Origin of the sequence: Quyinboa mangrovi (genome assembly GCF_042219825.1) — a bacterium.
Lineage (GTDB): Bacteria > Bacteroidota > Bacteroidia > Bacteroidales > UBA5342 > JBHJHP01.
In genome coordinates this window covers 1-17,864 of the sequence record NZ_JBHJHQ010000006.1, presented here as the reverse complement: position 1 = coordinate 17,864, position 17,864 = coordinate 1, and the positions used below count along the sequence as shown (strand labels likewise).

Below are 17,864 nucleotides of genomic sequence, written 5' to 3'. Positions count from 1 at the left end.
TTTATAAATCAGCTAAAGACAATACAAGAGAGTTCTCAACTGAAAGATCTTTAACTCCGATTAATGAATCCACACCCAGACTTCCATTCATAACAAACAAAGCAAGCAGAATGGCTGCAATTGCAATAAAACCGGAATACACAATACGTTTAAAAAAACGGTTGTAAACCATTTCATAGCGCGCTTCTTTGTTGTCCTTTTCAAATCTGGCTTTAAGCCTGGTTTCAAAAAACGGCTTAAAATCACGATCGTAATTTTTAAAAAGGACATCTAAATTTTCACTGTTCTTTTTCATCACACTATCATTAAGTCTTTTATAACCTCTTTTAATTTATCCTGTGCTCTGGCCAAACGGCTAAGCACAGTCCCCTGAGGTAAATCTAACATTTCAGCAGTTTCTTTGGTTGAATAGCCTTGTATTAACCTCAAAACCACCACAGATCTGAATTTGGGCTCAAGTTCCGAAAGTGCTTTTTCAACGAGTTCGTTATTATCATTTTCCTCATCCATCCTGGTTTCATCTTCCACATCAATTTCCATGTGTGAACCATCACTTTTCTGAAAAAAGAAAAAAGCCTTGCGTTTTCTTTTTTTTAGCTCGTTCAAAGACAAATTAATAGCAATTCGTGTCAGATAAGTCCCCAGACTACTCTCACCCCGGAATCCGTCAATGGAATGATAGAACCTTATAAATACATCCTGTCCTACATCATCGACCTCGGCTGTATCCCCCAACATACCAAAGACTGTTTTCGCAACCTGTCTTCTATAGCGTTCTACGATCAATGTATATGCATACTGATCGCCGTTTTTTACCCTTTGGAGTAAATCTATATCAGAAATATTGCTTTGCAAAACTGATTCCATTTCTTATTTAAGACAACCAAATATATCATTTTATTCCATTGAACAGAAAAACTTTACCTTAGAGTAATATTTTAGTATGGGTTCTTCAGACGATGTTGCTAAATTTTGCTTTGGGTAACAAACTTTTTAGTTTAAATTTGTCGGCTTAGAACACATACGTTATAAGAACATGCAACAAATACAAATTCACGACAAAACATTCGAAATTTCAATCCTTCACGAAGAAATAAGAGCTTCAATACGAAGGCTGGCTATGAAGATCAATGAAGACCTTAAAGATAAAACGCCGATTTTTGTTTGCATTCTCAATGGATCGTTCATGTTTGCAGCCGACTTACTAAAAGAAATTTCTCTTCCTTGTGAAGTAAGTTTTGTAAAAATGGCTTCATATCAGGGAACAAAATCTTCAGGAATAGTAAAAGAACTTATCGGCTTTAATGAAACACTTAAGGGACGTACAATAGTAATTGTGGAAGACATTGTGGATTCAGGTAACACCATGGGGTTGATCGTTGAAAAACTGAATGAGTTAGGTGTAGCTGAAGTTAAGATTGCCACTCTTCTTCTAAAACCCGAAGCCTATAAAAAGGATATTCCCCTTGATTATATAGGCTTAAGTATTCCAAATGACTTCATTGTTGGTTATGGATTGGATTATAATGGACACGGCAGAAATCTGAGAGATATTTATAAAAATATAAGTGACTGAAGAATGAAAAATATTATAATTTTTGGCCCTCCGGGTTCAGGAAAAGGGACACAGAGTGATAAAATTATTAATGAATTTGGATTAGCACATATTTCCACCGGAGATGTATTAAGGGCAGAAATTGCCAATAAGAGCGAGTTAGGAAAGCTTGCCAAACAATACATTGATGAAGGGCAATTGGTTCCTGATGATGTTATCATTGGAATGCTGGCATCTAAACTTGATGAATTAAAGAACGCAAAAGGAGTAATATTTGATGGTTTTCCTAGAACAACGGCCCAGGCTGTTGCTTTAAAGAAAATGCTGAATGAGCGGAATACAGATGTCTCAGCAATGATAAGTCTGGAGGTAAATAAGCAAGAACTGATTGAACGCTTACTTAAGCGTGGACAGGCTTCCGGAAGATCTGACGATAACCTTGAAACCATTGAAAAAAGAATAAACGTATACCACGAACAAACTGCACCTGTTATTGATTTTTATATAAATGAAGGAACACACAATCCTGTGCACGGAGTTGGTTCAGTTGAAGATATTTTCTCACGAATAGCAGCAATTATTAAAAACGCATAACTTACAATGTCAGGAACAAATTTTGTTGATTACGTAAAAATATTCTGTCGCTCAGGGAAAGGTGGTGGCGGTTCGGCGCATCTTAGACGAGAGAAATTTGTTCCAAAAGGAGGTCCGGATGGAGGCGATGGTGGTCGCGGAGGTCATGTCATCCTCAAAGGAAATAAACAACTGTGGACCTTACTGCACCTTAAATATCAACGCCATATTTTTGCTGACGACGGTGAAAGTGGTAGTCAAAGCCGCAGTACGGGTGCCAGTGGTAAGGATCAGATTATTGAAGTACCATTAGGCACAGTAGCCAAAGATGACGAAACGGGAGAAATCATTTTTGAAATCACCGAAGACGGTGAAGAAAAGATCCTGGTGGAAGGTGGTCGTGGCGGATTGGGAAACTGGCATTTTAAAAGTGCAACAAATCAAACACCAAGATATGCACAACCCGGCGAGCCACGTGTTGAACGAGCTGTTATTCTGGAACTGAAAATTCTTGCAGACGTTGGTCTGGTAGGTTTCCCTAGTGCCGGCAAATCTACCTTACTTTCCGTTGTTTCTGCTGCTAAGCCGGAAATTGCAGATTACCCGTTTACAACGTTAGTTCCGAATCTTGGAATTGTCTCATACCGGGAAAACCAATCATTTGTGATGGCAGATATTCCGGGTATTATTGAGGGAGCTCACCAGGGGAAAGGACTTGGATTAAGATTTCTAAGGCATATTGAGCGAAATTCTATATTACTCTTTTTGGTTCCGGCGGACAGTGATGACATTCACAAGGAATATCAGATCCTTTTAAATGAATTAAAACAATATAATCCTGAACTACTGGACAAAGACAGAATTCTTGCAATCTCTAAAAGCGATTTACTGGATGAAGAATTGATGCATGAAATTGAAAATGACCTGCCTGACATACCTTACATTTTCATTTCCTCAGCAAGCAATTTTAATATCTTAAAGCTTAAGGACCTAATCTGGAAGGAACTGAACAAAAACTAAACTTATACTATCGGTTCACCTTTTGCCTCGTAATGATTAATTAGAGGATTGGAATACATCTCAATCAATGAATTCAAAAGAAAATCGTATTCCTTATTCTTTTCGGGCACCTTACTGACTTGATTTTCCAGATAATTATGAAATTTATTCTTATCAGCTTCGGAATATTTATCTTTAAACTTATCTCTTCCTGTCAGCATATCGTAAGCTATAAAGTTTCCTGGATAGAACCGGTAATTTAAATGAATATGTTTATCTATTAATTGCGCCAAGCCTGCAACCTGTTGATTTCTGTCTCCAACATCTCTCAGATCTGCCAGTTCATCGGTAATTGGTTCACAAATATGAAAATGAACCCTCCCCTTGTAACCTTTAAGACCTGTAAACATACTCTCAAGATCATCCTCCTGCGTCTTTTTATATTCCGGGTTATCTCTCTTTAACAGAAACTCTCTGGCCTTAAGAAAATCACAGGGATCATATTCGTACGAAATAGATACAGGAAGAAAATTCAGTTCTTTCATATTATCTATAAAATTGCTGTCCCCACTCATATTCAGCATTTTAAGAACGGCCAAATGGGTTCTGTCATTTGCATCTTTTGAACGCCCTTCCCTTTGGGCCATCCAGATAGAATGCCCGTTATCGTTCATTGTATGTTTAATGTAATCTGATAATCGCTGCGAAACCTCAAACATTTGGCGTACCGATACATTCCGGTTTACGATAAAACTTTTATTCAAACGAACCAAATGCCTGATCCAGGGATAAATAAGTAAATTATCACCAATTGCAATTTCTGTGGTATCAAAACTGTTGGAAATAAGCAATATATTCAAAAAAGCCGGATCAAGAATTATGTCCCGGTGATTGGAAATATAAAAATACGTTTTACTCTTATCAAGTTTCTCCAGGCCGTCTATTGTCAATGAATCAGCAGTAAGCCTGGCTATATTTTGAACATAAGGTGCGATAACCTGTTCCTGAAATTCTGCAATAGAATTTAAACTGAATAGTAATTTCAAAAAACCTTTTACCGATAATTCCGGGTATAAAAATCCAATCAACCTTAAAAAATCAGGTTCGTTCGAAAGTTCATGAAAAATGTGTTGTACTTCATCGTCCCTGTATGGTCTGATGGCATCAAAATCTGAGTGATCAAACATGCTGAATAATGTAGTTTTGTGCAAAATTAGACTTTAAAATTAATTATTTCTAATTTTGGTTTCTTTTTAAGTATATTTATAATATGTCTTACACTTACGAATATCCCCGTCCAATGGTCACAGTAGACATTATCCTCATATCAAAATCTGAGCCTGAAAGCTTATTACTTATTCAGCGTAAAAATGACCCGTACAAAAGCAAATGGGCGCTACCAGGAGGATTTGTAGAAATGGATGAGGATCTTGAAGATGCAGCAAAACGTGAACTTCAGGAAGAAACCGGGATCATTTTAAAGGAATTAAATCAGTTTAAAGCTTATGGCACAGTGAATCGCGATCCGCGCGGCAGAACCATTTCGATTATTTTTTATATGATTCTTGATGAAAAACTTGATGCAGTTGCTGCTGATGATGCCGGTGATGCTGGTTGGTACACTATGGAAACATTGCCCCAACTTGCATTTGATCATAAAACTATTATTGATGATTTTCTGATGTTCCGTAATCATCTTCATCAGTAATCTCATACAAAAAATCATTGTATGGAAATCTGGTAATATGAATATCCTTCACCTTTTCATAAATCACCGCTTTTAGTGCATCAATATTCTGCTTTTCTTTTGCTGAAATAAAAATACAGGGTGCGTTATGGCTTGCCATCCAGGACCGTTTTAATTCGTCCAGTGAATAGTTTAGCTTAGTTCTGGGAGTCAAATCATCATCATCCTTCTTAATATATGTATAGGCATCAATTTTATTAAAAACCACCAGGGTTGGTTTCGGAACTTCAGTAATTTCAAGCAAGGTATTGTTAACCACCTCAATCTGTTCTTCAAAAGAAGGATGAGAGATATCTACCACATGGATCAGATAATCAGCTTCACGGACTTCATCAAGGGTAGACTTGAATGATTCTACCAGATCGTGAGGTAACTTTCGGATGAACCCAACCGTGTCAGAAAGTAAAAAGGGAAGATTGTCCACCACAACCTTTCTTACCGTTGTATCCAGGGTTGCAAAAAGCTTATTTTCTGCAAACACCTCCGATTTACTTAAAAGGTTCATCATTGTAGATTTTCCAACATTGGTATAGCCAACCAAAGCAACACGAACCAGCTTTCCCCTGTTTTTTCGCTGTGTAGTCTTTTGCTTGTCAATTTTTTTTAGTTGTTCCTTTAAACGGGCAATTTTATCAAGAATAATCCTTCGGTCCGTTTCTATCTGAGTTTCACCCGGACCACGCATTCCTATGCCTCCCCGTTGCCGTTCAAGGTGTGTCCACATTCGGGTCAACCGGGGAAGCAGATATTTATATTGTGCCAATTCAACCTGCGTTTTGGCATGTGCTGTTTGCGCACGCTTAGCAAAAATATCCAGTATAAGGTTCGTACGATCCAAAACTCTTACCTCCAGAAATCGTTCAATATTCCTGAGCTGGGTAGGCGTCAACTCATCATCAAAAATAACCAGATCCACCTCGCCGGTTTTACAGTAATCAAGTATTTCCTGCAATTTCCCCTGCCCCACAAAGGTTTTTGGATTGGGTTTTTCAAGCTTTTGCAAAAATTTTCTTACAGGAATTGCTCCTGCAGTCACAGCCAGAAATGCTAACTCCCTTAAATACTCATTTGCCTGTTCTTCTGTCTGATCCTGATTAATAACACCAACAAGTATTACTTTCTCCTCTTCTCTTTCTATTCTGGATTCAATCATATTAGCCTTTAAAACTAAAAAATGTGTTTACAAAAAAACCCGGCAATAAGCCGGGTTCTCAATATTATTAAGAACAATATTAGTTCAATACAAAGTTTATCGGAAGCATAAATGAAACGTTAACCGGTTTTCCCCTCTGTTCTCCCGGTTCCCATTTTGGCATTGATTTAACTACCCTGATAGCTTCCTGATCAAGTGCCGGGTCTACACCACGAACCACTTTAATGTTTGAAATCTCACCTGTTTTACTCACGACGAAATTAACGTAAACACGCCCTTGTATACCATTTTCCTGAGCAATAGTAGGATATTTAATATTATCACTAAGGAATTTCATCATTGCAGCTTCACCACCCGGAAATGATGGCATTTTTTCAACGATCTGGAAAACAACGTTTTCGTCAATTTCCTCATCTTCAGTATCAATATTAACAAAATCTACTTCTGTATCCTCATCAATCTCTGTATCTTCAATAATCAGCTCTTCTTCCAGTTCCACATCGTTTTCCACAATGTTCAAAACTTCTGAAATTTTTGGTGGTGGTGGTGGTGGTGGTGGCTGAACCTGCTCTTGTCTGGTAACAGGAATAGCTTCTTCTTCCAGAACTTCTTCCTGTATCTGAAACTGATCTACGTCACTTACATCACTCTGTGACCATTCAAAAGCGATAAACATAAAACCAAGAACAATGACCAACCCCAGCTGGATAAACATCATCTTTGATTTTTCAAGATTTGCTTTCGGTGATTTCTTAATATCCATCTTAAATTATTTATTATATCACAAAATTACAAAATCAATTTGTTTTTATTGCCCGGTAAATATATATATTTTCTAAATCTTAAAAAATTTATTTTACCTGAGCACAAATTTTACTGGTAAGATCATTCTGACCCTAACCTTTTGTCCATTCTGAATGCCAGGTTTCCACTTTGGCATCATATTAACAATTCGTAAAGCTTCTTCATCTAAAGAACGATCCTTTCCTCTTGCTATTGTTACCTGGCTTACAGAACCGTCTTTCTCTATAACAAATTGCACATATACCATACCGGAAATACCAATCTCTTTAGCAATTTCCGGATATTTAAGGTTCTTTTTCAGAAATACGTACAAGGCAACCTCTCCTCCTGGAAATTTTGGCATGATTTCCACAGAAGGTAAAATTTCATCAATATACTCCACCTCTTTAGGTATATTTACGGAAGGAGTGTTCATAACTTCTTTCGCAGGAGTTTCACTAAAATCAATAGGCTCATCTATAAGAAGAAACATATCCTTGACCAGTTTCAGCTTTTCATAAGAAGCATTCGGTATTGGTATCTCTACCTTTTTATTCTTTTCTCTGTAAATTGGTATTTGTTGTTCAGGAACAAATACATGTGCCGGTTGGTCGTCTATAATTCTGACATGGATTTCAGAGGAGGACCATTCAAATGAGATGAAAATAAATCCCAGGGAAATTAATACTCCTATTAACAGGTTCACTGAAGAACGTTGATCTTTACTACGTTTCATAACTTAAAAAATTAATTGGTTAGTAAAAGCGTAAAATCAAGCCATATGTCCTTTTTATATTAAGAGTAATTTTTATTCAAATTCCATAAAATATACCGTTAATTATTTAATGTATTATAAAAACGTTGTATACCAACAAAATATTGTACTGAACATTCGTCATTTAAATATCATTTTGAAATATATTAAGATGATAACATTTCTTTTTGACACAGACAAACATCATATAAACATCATTAAATGCCATTTTTTTATGTTGTATAGCAATATTTCAAACACAAAAAAGTGAATAAATACAATACAACCCCTTATTTTTCCTACCTACAATGTAATTATTTCGCATTTTTTAACGTACAATGCCTGTTTTTACGGGGTAGTTTCTATTTTTTTTATGTTTTTTACATTTTTCTCAAATATTATTTGGATAATATATCTTTTTGACATTATATTTGCACCGTGATTAACAATTAGTCATTTTGATGAATTGAGAATAAAATTTGGAAATCATAATTAAGAGAACAAACAAAACAATTGTATAACACTAATTTTTAACATCATGAAAAAGGTAAAAAGAATCTTGAGTGTATTGGTTTTAAGTCTTATTGTATTGCCTGGCCTTACTGCACAGGAGTTTTCCACCGGACTTGATATTTATTCAAGTTACATATGGCGTGGTTCTAAATTTGGAACAGGTGCTGCATTCCAACCTTATGTTGAATTCAGTGCCGGTGATTTCGCCCTTGGTGCATGGGGATCAGTAAGCACCGGTGGCTGGGATGGAACATTTGAAGCAGATGATGCTGGTATGATCACCTCATTTACCGGATCCGAAGGTTTTGAAATGGACCTGTATGCAAGCTATTCATTCGGACCAGTATCATTAACAGTTACTGATTATTATTTTGGTGGTGACTGGACAGATTATTCTGCCGCCGGAGGATACCACTACATTGAACCAATGATTGGAGTTGGTGTCGGTGATCTGAGCCTTACAGGTGCCTATATGTTTGCTCCGGGTTTTGAAGCAGGTGATACATATGTAGAAGCAGCGTATGCATTTGGATCATTCGACCTGACACTAGGTGCTGGTGATGGCGCTTACACTTCCGATGGTAGTTTCACAGTGTGTAACATTGCTGTAGGCACATCTAAAGAAGTTAAGATTACAGACAGCTTTTCTCTTCCTGTTTCAGGAGCTGTAATTCTCAATCCTTCAACAGGAGGCTTTTTTATCACAGTTGGAATCTCCCTATAATAAATAAAGAGGAATTTAACGACAAAACATTATTATCATGAAAAAGATTGAAGCAATCATTCGATTAACAAAATTCGAAGAAGTAAAACAGGCACTTGAAGCCGAAGACATCACATTCTTCTCTTACTGGGACGCCAGAGGTGTTGGTATTGCAAAGGAAGGTCATCTTTACAGAGGAACTAAATATGATACCAGTATTATTGAGCGTAGGTACATTTCAATCATCGTTCGGGACATCAATCTTGACAAAACACTGAATGCAATTACAAATGCAGCCCGTTCAGGCGAAGTAGGCGACGGAAGGATTTTTGTTTCAGATGTAGAGGATACTGTAAGAATCAGAACCGGAGAACGTGGTCCTGAAACATTATACGAGAAATAAAAAATTTTAAAAGGGGTGGCTGCCGCAAACAGTCCAACCCTTTTTGAACAAGATTAAAAACACGTAAAGGTATAAAAATTATTATCATGGATACATATGCTTTAGATTTAATGTGGGTTCTAATAACCGGAATACTTGTAATGTTTATGCAGGCAGGATTCGCACTGGTTGAAACAGGTTTTACACGTGCTAAGAACGCTGGTAACATTTTGATGAAGAACTTTATGGACTACGTTTTTGGTTCATTACTTTTTTGGATTGTAGGTTACAGTATTATGTACGGCGGAGAAGGTTGGTTTGCCGGCAAACTGAGTTTCTTTTATGACAATCCTGAAGATATGCACAGTTTGTTTTTCCAGACTGTATTTGCAGCAACAGCAGCAACAATTGTATCAGGAGCTGTAGCTGAACGTACAAAATTCACAACTTATTTAGTTATAAGTGCAATAATAACTGTTATTATCTATCCTATTTCAGGTCACTGGATTTGGGGCGGTGGATGGTTAAGCCAGCTTGGATTTATTGACTTTGCCGGATCAACAGCAGTACACTCTGTAGGTGGATGGGCTGGTCTTGTAGGTGCAATCCTTGTAGGTCCTCGCTTAGGTAAATATGAAAACGGAAAAGTTAACGCTATTCCTGGTCACAACCTAATCTTAGGTGGTTTGGGTGTATTCATCCTCTGGTTAGGATGGTTTGGATTTAACCCTGGTTCTCAGCTGGCAATCAGCGGCGATAACGCAAATGCTGTTGCTATGATCGTAATCACTACTAACCTTGCTGCCGCTGCAGGTGCATTAGCTGCAATGGTTACTACCTGGATTCAGTTTGGTAAACCTGATGTTTCAATGACACTCAACGGTGCTTTGGCTGGTTTGGTTGGTATCACCGCAGGTTGTGCCGCCGTATCACCTGAAGGAGCTGTTGCTATAGGTATAATAACAGGTATTGGTGTAGTGTTCTTTGTAGAATTATTCGATAAAAAACTTAAAGTTGACGACCCGGTTGGAGCTATTTCCGTTCACGGAGCCTCTGGTGCTTTAGGTACCTTACTTGTAGGTGTATTCGCAACAGACGGTGGTTTACTTTACGGTGGTGGATTACATCAGTTAGGTGTACAGGCAATTGGTGTTGTAGCTGTGGGTGCATGGACAATTGTTACTGCTTTCATCCTGTTTGGAATTCTTAAGAAAACTATGGGACTTCGCGTACCGTCTAATGAAGAACGTGAAGGTCTCGACATACACGAGCACGGTCAAAGCGTATATAACTAGAACGAATTTCCCAACGTGGTTTTTGCCATGTAGTTTTGTTCTCCCAAGAAGGAAGTTTCGGGCCACCGAAGCTTCCTTTATTTTTATACAGTTTTCAGGATAAGAAAAACCGAATTGTATTAATCAGAATTGAAGGTTGCTGTACATGCACCCAGTGTCCGGCATTTTTAATGGTCACCAGTTCAGCATTTGGAAAATATTTTTTGATGTAAAACAGATCATCGGGATGAATATAAGGTGATAAATCTCCACGTACAAATAAAACATCTGCAAAACTCTCACCTTCAACATCTGTAAATCCATCCAGAATCCCGGTTAAGGATTTATGTAAAACTGGCAGGTTAATCTGCCATGAAAAACTTCCATCTTTATTCCGCTCTATATTCTTTAGCAGAAACGACCTTAAAACCGGATCGGGCAAATCTTTGGCAAATAGAGCATCAATATCGTCCCTGTTAGAAATATCTGTAAGACTATGACTCATCAATATTTTGATAATATTGGCATGATTGGCCGTTTCCGTTCCAAAATTAGTGGAGTTGGAATAATTTTTCGGAGCAATATCAACAACAATTAATTTACTGATCCTTTCAGGATATTTGAGGGCAAACCGCATGGCCACTTTCCCGCCCATTGAATGCCCCAGCAAAACTACTTTTTCAAGTTTAAGTTCATCCAGCAAGTCAAGAAGATCGCCAACCATTGCCTCATACGTATGATCATCACTAAACTCACTTCTTCCGTGATTGCGCAAATCAGGCAATATAAATTTGTATTCCCCTTCCATCTTTCGCACAATGGACATCCAGTTATCGGACATGCCATATAAACCATGCAAAATAACGAAAGGAGAACCGGCACCTTTTGTTCTGTAAAATAACTTCAAAGCAAAAATTATTTTTTGAGAATTTCTAAATATTGGGTTATAGTGTGTTCCAACCCATAGTAAAGGGCTTCACAAATCAATGCATGCCCAATTGAAACTTCTTCTATATATGGTATTTTCTCCAGCAAAAAACCCAGATTTTCAAGGCTCAGATCGTGTCCGGCATTAATTCCCAATCCAACTTTTCTGGCCATCTTTGCCGCTTCAACAAAAGGCAACACGGCTTCGTCTTTATCTTTAATGTATGTTGAAGCATAAGGCTCTGTATACAACTCTATTCTATCCGTTCCCGTTTCTGCTGCATTTTTTATATTGTCTACATCAGTATCAATAAATATAGATGTCCGGATACCTGCTGTTCGAAATTCTTCAATTACTTCAGTCAGAAAACCAAAATTTTCAAAGGTATCCCAGCCACTGTTTGATGTGATTGCATCAGGAGGATCAGGAACCAGGGTTACCTGTTCAGGACGAACCTTTTTAACGAGATCAATAAATTCCTGTGAGGGATAACCTTCAATATTAAATTCTGTCGTAACAACGGGACGAAGATTAACAACATCTGTTCTTTTGATATGCCTCTCGTCAGGCCTCGGATGTATAGTTATACCATGCGCACCAAAACGTTGACAATCCCTGGCTACCTGAACAACATCAGGAACATTCCCACCCCTGGCGTTTCTAAGCGTGGCAATTTTATTGATATTTACACTTAATTTTGTCATCGAATATATTTAGACTGCAAAAATACAAATCATTTTCTGATCCGTGCAAGTCCTACATACTCATTAGAAACAACTTCCGGCTAAATAAGTTTTAACCAGTTCAGGTTAAACCACTAAAATGCTTAGTGTTCATCATTAAGGGATAGAATATTTTGTCTGTATACTTTTCCAATAGGCAAAAGTTTACCATTCACATTCATTTGATTTCCCTCTACATATTCAACATGTAAATTATTAACAATAAATGATTTGTGAATCCGATCAAAGCCAAAATCACGCAGGCGTTCCTCCAGGTCTTTCATTTTTTCGTGTATAATAATTTTTCTGCTATCAGTTTGAACACATACATAATCGCCCAGTCCTTCAATAAACTGAATCGAATCGTACTTTATTCTATAGACCCGTTTATTTGATTTCAAAAAAACAACATCCGTATTTTCATGAATACCAACCTGTTTTTCCTGTATTAGGAATTTATTTACCGCCTTTATAAAGCGATCATAAGAAAATGGTTTTAACAGAAAATCAACAGCACTAATTTCAAAACCTTCAACTGCAAACTCCTGGTAAGCAGTTGTTAATATTACTTTTGGTGGATTAACCAAGGACCTGTAAAAACTGACCCCATCTGTACCAGGGAGGTTTATATCTAAAAACAACAGATCAATCGTATTACTACTCAAATACTCCCTTCCCATTTCCGCAGTCTGGGCTTCACAGACAATTACAAAACCCTTTAGCTGCCTGATATATTTCGAAAGGATTTTCCTTGCCATAGGCTCATCCTCGATTATCATACACTTTATTTCAGGTATGGTCATTACGTGCCAAGTGTTAATTTCACAACATAAACAGAATCATCCTTATTCTCTTCAAAGGTATAATTATTTTTACTGTATAATAAATCCAGTCGTCTTAGCGTGTTCGTTAATCCCAAACCACCCTCTGACTTGCTTTGCGTTTTATATGTATTCTCAGACGTGAAAACAATAGACTTTTTTTGCCGGACGATCTTTATTTTAATACAAAACCCGCCTTTTTCATTTTCTGCCGCATGTTTAAAGCAGTTCTCAACCAGAGGTAAAAATATCAATGGAGGAATACCGACGTCTGAGAATTTACCATGAACTTTTAGTTCAATATTTTGTCCTTCACGACCAAACCGTTTTTGCTGGAGCGTAAAATAGGAACGAATAAAATCAATCTCGTTAGCTGCATTGACCATTGTCTTATTTGACTCATACAAGCTGTATCTTAACATATCCGAAAGATTCAAAATTGAATCAGGCAGAGTTTTCTCCTTATTCAGTGCTTCACCGTATAAAGTATTCAGTGTATTAAATAAAAAATGTGGATTAAGCTGTGACCTGATAAGCTGCAGTTCCATATCCTTTTTTTCATTTTCTATTTCTGCTAATCTGAACCATCCTTTAGCAAGCTTTATAAGTGTTGTGAGGATTATATACGCCGAGAGAAATAGAAAGTAATCCCAAAATTCAAAATATGATATAAAGAAATATCCGGGCAAAATTACATCTATCAATGAACCAAATAAAAATTCATAAAACCATGACAGCAAAGAAATAAGAGCTAAAACAGACGCAAAATAGCCAGTATATTTGTTTTGTTTTAAAATCTTTGAAATTAAAATATAAAGATTCACATAAACGCCAATCCAAATGGGAATATGAAAGATAATGGCAAATATGATATCTATTTTATCCGGTGTTGCAGATACTTTTAAAAGAAACGTTAAAACAGTAACAGACAACATCCAAAAAAGGATATGTTGCAACACTCTGAATCTTAAACAATACGAAAAAACTTTATCAAATTTCAATTTAATCCAGTTTAAAAAGTTTTACATCCATACCATATGCATCCTGAATATGCCCATATTTTTTCACAAATTCCTTCAGTTCATGCGGCCTTGCAGTTAACAGCGTATTCTCTTCATTTTTTTCATGCCTTATTCGTACCTTATTTTCACTAATCTGCTTGTCAAGCCAATCCGGATCAAACCATTCAATATATAAACTATCATTCCATGCTGTTAATTTCGCAAAAGTATGAACCGGCATAAGGTGCATATCAAACAATACAAAGTCACCGCGATCCTTATTTGTAGGGTCATAATCATCTATATAAAAATCAAGAAAATAGTTATCTCCCAATTTTATCAGGTGAACCAGAAGGCTTGATTTTTCAGTTGTTCCATCCTCCGAAGTGAGATGTAAAATATAACCTAAACTGTCATCGACCATTTTTCCATCCTGTTTCTTATGCGGGAAATTAAAAGTCCAGAGTGTTGAATCCTTATCCAACCACTTACCCAGCATGATATCGTTTGCGAAAAGATCGTCTTTTTCATACAAGGGATAAAAAGAGATTACAACGCAACCAGGTACTAACACCAATATTAAAATGGCGATAATAATACTAAACTTAATTCTTTTTGTTTTCATAATTTATGAATTATATCCAAATGTATGAATTGAATCTTTGCAGGACCATTTTTTTCGACAAACACCTTGCATGTATCGACAAATGATAACCAACAGACAAAAAGACAACCTCATTATCAAATAAAAGGTTATTATTGCAAAAAAGTCTGATGGATTCTAACAAATACGTGAAAGATACCTGGATTATCGTTATTGCAATTACAGCTTTTGCTTACTTAATAACAGGTTTCATTGAGCTGAATAACGGAGCACATTCCTTTCATACAATCGCAAAGCTAACAACAGGTATTATATTAATAATTAATGGATTTATAATAAAACTACGAACAAAAAGTATTTTTAAAAATCCAGCGCCATATTTTATTATGTTCTTTTTAGGATATGTACTTTCTCTCGTAGGGATTATGATAACATTTAACGCTGCTTTATGGATTCCAGGAGTCTTACTTCTCCTGGGCACATTAATTTTAGCCTATATAAAGCCTTTTACCTGAACCGGACTTAATCAATCAGCCTTTACAACGTATACCTGGCCACTTTCCTGAGCAATTACTCTTACTGCTGACCCTTTTTCAATAAATCCATCTTCAGATTTTGCATCGTAATATTCATCATTAATAATTACTCTGCCTGAAGGTCTTAGTACTGTTGTCGCCACACCTGTTTTTCCCACCAGTTTTTTTAATTCCGGATCAAAACTAACGTAGCCGAGGTCAGCGTTTTCAGAACTATGTAATGCCAGTTTAGCCAGCCTTCCTCTCCCCCAGAATTTCTTAGTCAACCAGACAGAACCAATCAAACCTATAAACATTCCCATCACAACAATAAGTAAGGCACGAACCAGTCCTGAAATATCCACTCCTTCAAAGTTGAAATTTCTATTTGCTACCATACTTAATGTCAATCCCACGATAATGAGCAATATTCCCGAAATACCCGCAATCCCAAATCCCGGGATAACAAATATTTCAAGAGCAACAAGAATTAAGCCGATTATAAAAATCAAGATTTCCCAGTTTGCCGCTAGTCCATCAATATATAATGGAGCAAAATACAGTATCGCTGCAAGCACAGCAACCGCCAGAGGAAATCCAATTCCAGGTGACTGAAGTTCAAAATAAATACCTCCTATTATAAGTATTACCAGGATCCCGTGCAACACAGGACTTGTAAGCAGTCCCTTTAGACCATCATAAAAACTCGGCTTAAATGTTACAACTTCAGAATCTTCATTACCGGTTCTTTTAATAACTTGTTTTAAATTTTCAAAAATTCCTTCACAATATCCATGCTCCATCGCTTCCTGAGCAGTAAAAGTCAAAACTTTACCGGTATCAATAATACCAGGTATATATATAGATTCATCTACCATGGCTTCAGCAATCCTTGGATCCCTGAACCACTTTATTATTGTGTCATTACCGACAATTACCGTATCCTTTCCATGTGCTTCAGCAGTAGATCGAATAGTTGCCCTCATATAACTCTGGTATTTATCAGGCATTTTTTCGCCTGTCTGGTTCACTACGGTTGCGGCACCAATATTGGCACCCGGGCGCATATAAACACTGTCACATGCAATAGAAATCAATGCACCTGCGGAAGCAGCATTATTATCAATGAAGACATACACAGGAATTTTAGAGTTTAATATTTTAGTACGTATTGAATCTGCATATACCACCATACCTCCATAAGTATTCATATGAATATAAACAGCCTTTGCCTTTAAGTCAGTTGCATCTTTAAAACCTTCGGCAACATGTATCCAGGATGTACTGTTTATTTCCTGCTTAATATCAATAACATACACGGTATTCTTTAAGCTATCTGTCTGAGCAAAAGCAGCTAGTACAAAGATATAAACACAACATAAAACAAATACTAATCTTTTCATTTCTAAATGGTTAGATAAAACGCATTAAGTTTAATACAAATATAAGCAATTGCATTGTACTCTCTCAATATTATTTGTTGATCCGATATCTTAACATAATTAAAAATTTTTAAAAATATGACAATTTTTTATTTAGACAACTATATTTTCACGAACTTCATACTTCACTTATTCAAATACTTACATCTATGTCTATTTAGACATATTCTACATTAAAGAAATTTTTCCACATATCTTTATTTGGACTTTATCTAAATAATGCATTATATTTGTTACAGCAAAACCAAAATAACGTATTGTTAAACCAAAAAATTCTAAAGACATGACAACACTTCAATTTCAGGATAAAGTTTTAGGTCTTCAAAGCAAATTATACACATTTGCTTTAAGTTTAACAGCAAATGTTGAAGATGCTCAGGATCTTCTACAGGAAACGACGCTTAAAGCACTCCGCAATAAAGATAAATTCGTTGATAATGTAAATTTTAAAGGATGGATGTTTACCATTATGAGAAACATCTTTATTAATAATTACAGAAAATTCATCAACAGTCAAACACTTATTGACAAGACGGAAGATTTATACCATTTAAATTTGCCACAAGACTCAGGATTTCAGACTCCGGATGGTGCGTATTCATTAAATGAAATAAATAAAGTTCTAAACAGTTTTCCTGAAGAATACAAAAAACCATTTTCCATGCATGTGGCAGGTTTCAAGTATAAAGAAATAGCAGACGATATGGAGTTACCTATTGGAACTGTTAAAAGCAGAATATTTTTTGCAAGAAAAAGATTAATGAATCAGCTTAAAGATTACAGATAATAATTTTTGTTCTATAACCAGTTAAAACCGTATGCAAATGTGTACGGTTTTTTTATTTACATCACATTCAGGTAAGTAGTTTTTTCAACCCGACTGTCTTACATTAAAAAAACAGTAATTTATCATTAATTTAAAACTACAAAAAAAAAGGATTCCACCTATTTTCATTTGTTTTCTTTTGCTAAACATGTTGCAAAAAATATAACGGCAAATGAAGAATCGCTGGCTGCTTGTAAATTTAAATATTAGTACTGTTTAAAACAGTAACTACTTCTCATGAATAACCCAATCCCTCCTTGCAACTTTTTGCAGGAGGGATTTTTTGATTACACTAAGTCCTAATTTTTCAGATGAAATTTTTTCATTCATAAAAGCCCACTTACCATGCTATTCTTAATACTTTCCGATTTGAAATAGTCGCTATTTCAGGCCAATTTCCCCTGTTTAAAGTCTGTAAATTGATCAGAATCTTTGTTTGTGTTTGCAGTGATCCTAAATATCCAACCTATATCAACAAAAAAAGATCAACTGATTTCTCAATTGCTCTTTTCTATAAAATGGCGGCTTCCGATAGCTATCGGAACTATTTTCCCAGCCCGGCACCAACA

The 17,864-nt window shown here is 36.2% G+C and carries 21 protein-coding genes; 9 read left to right on the top strand and 12 right to left on the bottom strand.

The features are described 5' to 3' along the window. Window position 1: 1 nt before the first annotated feature. Window positions 2-295 (bottom strand): hypothetical protein, encoded by a 294-nt coding sequence (locus tag ACE1ET_RS13325; RefSeq protein ID WP_375728909.1) that lies wholly within the window; start codon window positions 293-295, stop codon window positions 2-4. Further along, window positions 295-867, bottom strand: coding sequence for an RNA polymerase sigma factor (locus tag ACE1ET_RS13320; protein ID WP_375728908.1), 573 nt, complete (start codon window positions 865-867; stop codon window positions 295-297). The genes ACE1ET_RS13325 and ACE1ET_RS13320 overlap by 1 nt, the downstream gene beginning before the upstream one ends. A 169-nt stretch (window positions 868-1,036) precedes the next feature. Here ACE1ET_RS13320 and hpt point away from each other — a divergent pair, with 169 nt between their 5' ends. From hpt to obgE, 3 genes are read left to right on the top strand one after another with little or no spacing between them, the layout of a single operon-like run. Beyond that, window positions 1,037-1,576, top strand: a complete 540-nt coding sequence (hpt, locus tag ACE1ET_RS13315) for a hypoxanthine phosphoribosyltransferase (RefSeq protein ID WP_375728907.1) — start codon at window positions 1,037-1,039, stop codon at window positions 1,574-1,576. A gap of 3 nt (window positions 1,577-1,579) precedes the next feature. Continuing rightward, on the top strand, window positions 1,580-2,149 hold the full coding sequence (locus ACE1ET_RS13310; RefSeq protein WP_375728906.1) for an adenylate kinase: 570 nt from the start codon (window positions 1,580-1,582) through the stop codon (window positions 2,147-2,149). Window positions 2,150-2,155: 6 nt separating this feature from the next. Continuing rightward, complete coding sequence (gene obgE / locus ACE1ET_RS13305; protein ID WP_375728905.1) at window positions 2,156-3,148, top strand: GTPase ObgE; 993 nt, start codon at window positions 2,156-2,158, stop codon at window positions 3,146-3,148. 2 nt (window positions 3,149-3,150) lie between these two features. Here the strand turns inward: obgE and ACE1ET_RS13300 are convergent, their stop codons facing one another. After that, window positions 3,151-4,314: a 1-acyl-sn-glycerol-3-phosphate acyltransferase gene (locus ACE1ET_RS13300; RefSeq protein ID WP_375728904.1), complete on the bottom strand. Its 1,164-nt coding sequence runs from the start codon at window positions 4,312-4,314 to the stop codon at window positions 3,151-3,153. Between the two features lie 83 nt (window positions 4,315-4,397). Between ACE1ET_RS13300 and ACE1ET_RS13295 the strand changes: the two genes are divergently transcribed. Continuing rightward, window positions 4,398-4,835: an NUDIX domain-containing protein gene (locus ACE1ET_RS13295; protein WP_375728903.1), complete on the top strand. Its 438-nt coding sequence runs from the start codon at window positions 4,398-4,400 to the stop codon at window positions 4,833-4,835. Here ACE1ET_RS13295 and hflX read toward each other — a convergent pair. The 3 genes from hflX to ACE1ET_RS13280 form a co-directional block, all read right to left on the bottom strand. Further along, window positions 4,792-6,027: a GTPase HflX gene (gene hflX, locus ACE1ET_RS13290; RefSeq protein WP_375728902.1), complete on the bottom strand. Its 1,236-nt coding sequence runs from the start codon at window positions 6,025-6,027 to the stop codon at window positions 4,792-4,794. The genes ACE1ET_RS13295 and hflX overlap by 44 nt on opposite strands. 79 nt (window positions 6,028-6,106) lie before the next feature. Further along, window positions 6,107-6,790 carry an energy transducer TonB gene (locus ACE1ET_RS13285; protein WP_375728901.1) on the bottom strand — a complete coding sequence of 228 codons (684 nt, stop codon included), beginning with the start codon at window positions 6,788-6,790 and terminating at the stop codon, window positions 6,107-6,109. A 93-nt stretch (window positions 6,791-6,883) separates the two neighbouring features. Then, window positions 6,884-7,546: an energy transducer TonB gene (locus ACE1ET_RS13280; RefSeq protein WP_375728900.1), complete on the bottom strand. Its 663-nt coding sequence runs from the start codon at window positions 7,544-7,546 to the stop codon at window positions 6,884-6,886. A gap of 556 nt (window positions 7,547-8,102) precedes the next feature. Here ACE1ET_RS13280 and ACE1ET_RS13275 point away from each other — a divergent pair. From ACE1ET_RS13275 to ACE1ET_RS13265, 3 genes are all read left to right on the top strand, one after another. Then, window positions 8,103-8,801: a hypothetical protein gene (locus tag ACE1ET_RS13275; RefSeq protein WP_375728899.1), complete on the top strand. Its 699-nt coding sequence runs from the start codon at window positions 8,103-8,105 to the stop codon at window positions 8,799-8,801. A 37-nt stretch (window positions 8,802-8,838) separates the two neighbouring features. Continuing rightward, on the top strand, window positions 8,839-9,183 hold the full coding sequence (locus ACE1ET_RS13270) for a P-II family nitrogen regulator (protein ID WP_375728898.1): 345 nt from the start codon (window positions 8,839-8,841) through the stop codon (window positions 9,181-9,183). 86 nt (window positions 9,184-9,269) lie between these two features. Beyond that, entirely contained in the window at window positions 9,270-10,457 is a 1,188-nt protein-coding gene (locus ACE1ET_RS13265) for an ammonium transporter (RefSeq protein ID WP_375728897.1), read from the top strand. Window positions 10,458-10,551: 94 nt separating this feature from the next. Here the strand turns inward: ACE1ET_RS13265 and ACE1ET_RS13260 are convergent, their stop codons facing one another. From ACE1ET_RS13260 to ACE1ET_RS13240, 5 genes are all read right to left on the bottom strand, one after another. Beyond that, window positions 10,552-11,343, bottom strand: a complete 792-nt coding sequence (locus ACE1ET_RS13260) for an alpha/beta fold hydrolase (RefSeq protein WP_375728896.1) — start codon at window positions 11,341-11,343, stop codon at window positions 10,552-10,554. Window positions 11,344-11,351: 8 nt separating this feature from the next. Beyond that, a complete protein-coding gene (locus tag ACE1ET_RS13255; protein WP_375728895.1) occupies window positions 11,352-12,068 on the bottom strand; it encodes a pyridoxine 5'-phosphate synthase in 717 nt (238 codons plus the stop codon). Window positions 12,069-12,190: 122 nt separating this feature from the next. Continuing rightward, a complete protein-coding gene (locus ACE1ET_RS13250) occupies window positions 12,191-12,865 on the bottom strand; it encodes a LytR/AlgR family response regulator transcription factor (RefSeq protein WP_375728894.1) in 675 nt (224 codons plus the stop codon). 23 nt (window positions 12,866-12,888) lie between these two features. Next, window positions 12,889-13,908: a sensor histidine kinase gene (locus ACE1ET_RS13245; protein ID WP_375728893.1), complete on the bottom strand. Its 1,020-nt coding sequence runs from the start codon at window positions 13,906-13,908 to the stop codon at window positions 12,889-12,891. 1 nt (window position 13,909) lies between these two features. Continuing rightward, complete coding sequence (locus ACE1ET_RS13240; RefSeq protein WP_375728892.1) at window positions 13,910-14,533, bottom strand: hypothetical protein; 624 nt, start codon at window positions 14,531-14,533, stop codon at window positions 13,910-13,912. 149 nt (window positions 14,534-14,682) lie between these two features. On the opposite strand from ACE1ET_RS13240, the gene ACE1ET_RS13235 reads away from it, so the two are divergent. Next, window positions 14,683-15,027, top strand: a complete 345-nt coding sequence (locus tag ACE1ET_RS13235) for a hypothetical protein (RefSeq protein WP_375728891.1) — start codon at window positions 14,683-14,685, stop codon at window positions 15,025-15,027. A gap of 11 nt (window positions 15,028-15,038) precedes the next feature. Here the strand turns inward: ACE1ET_RS13235 and ACE1ET_RS13230 are convergent, their stop codons facing one another. Next, entirely contained in the window at window positions 15,039-16,430 is a 1,392-nt protein-coding gene (locus tag ACE1ET_RS13230; protein WP_375728890.1) for an NfeD family protein, read from the bottom strand. 322 nt (window positions 16,431-16,752) lie between these two features. On the opposite strand from ACE1ET_RS13230, the gene ACE1ET_RS13225 reads away from it, so the two are divergent. Then, entirely contained in the window at window positions 16,753-17,256 is a 504-nt protein-coding gene (locus ACE1ET_RS13225) for a sigma-70 family RNA polymerase sigma factor (protein WP_375718539.1), read from the top strand. The last annotated feature ends 608 nt before the right edge of the window (window positions 17,257-17,864 follow it).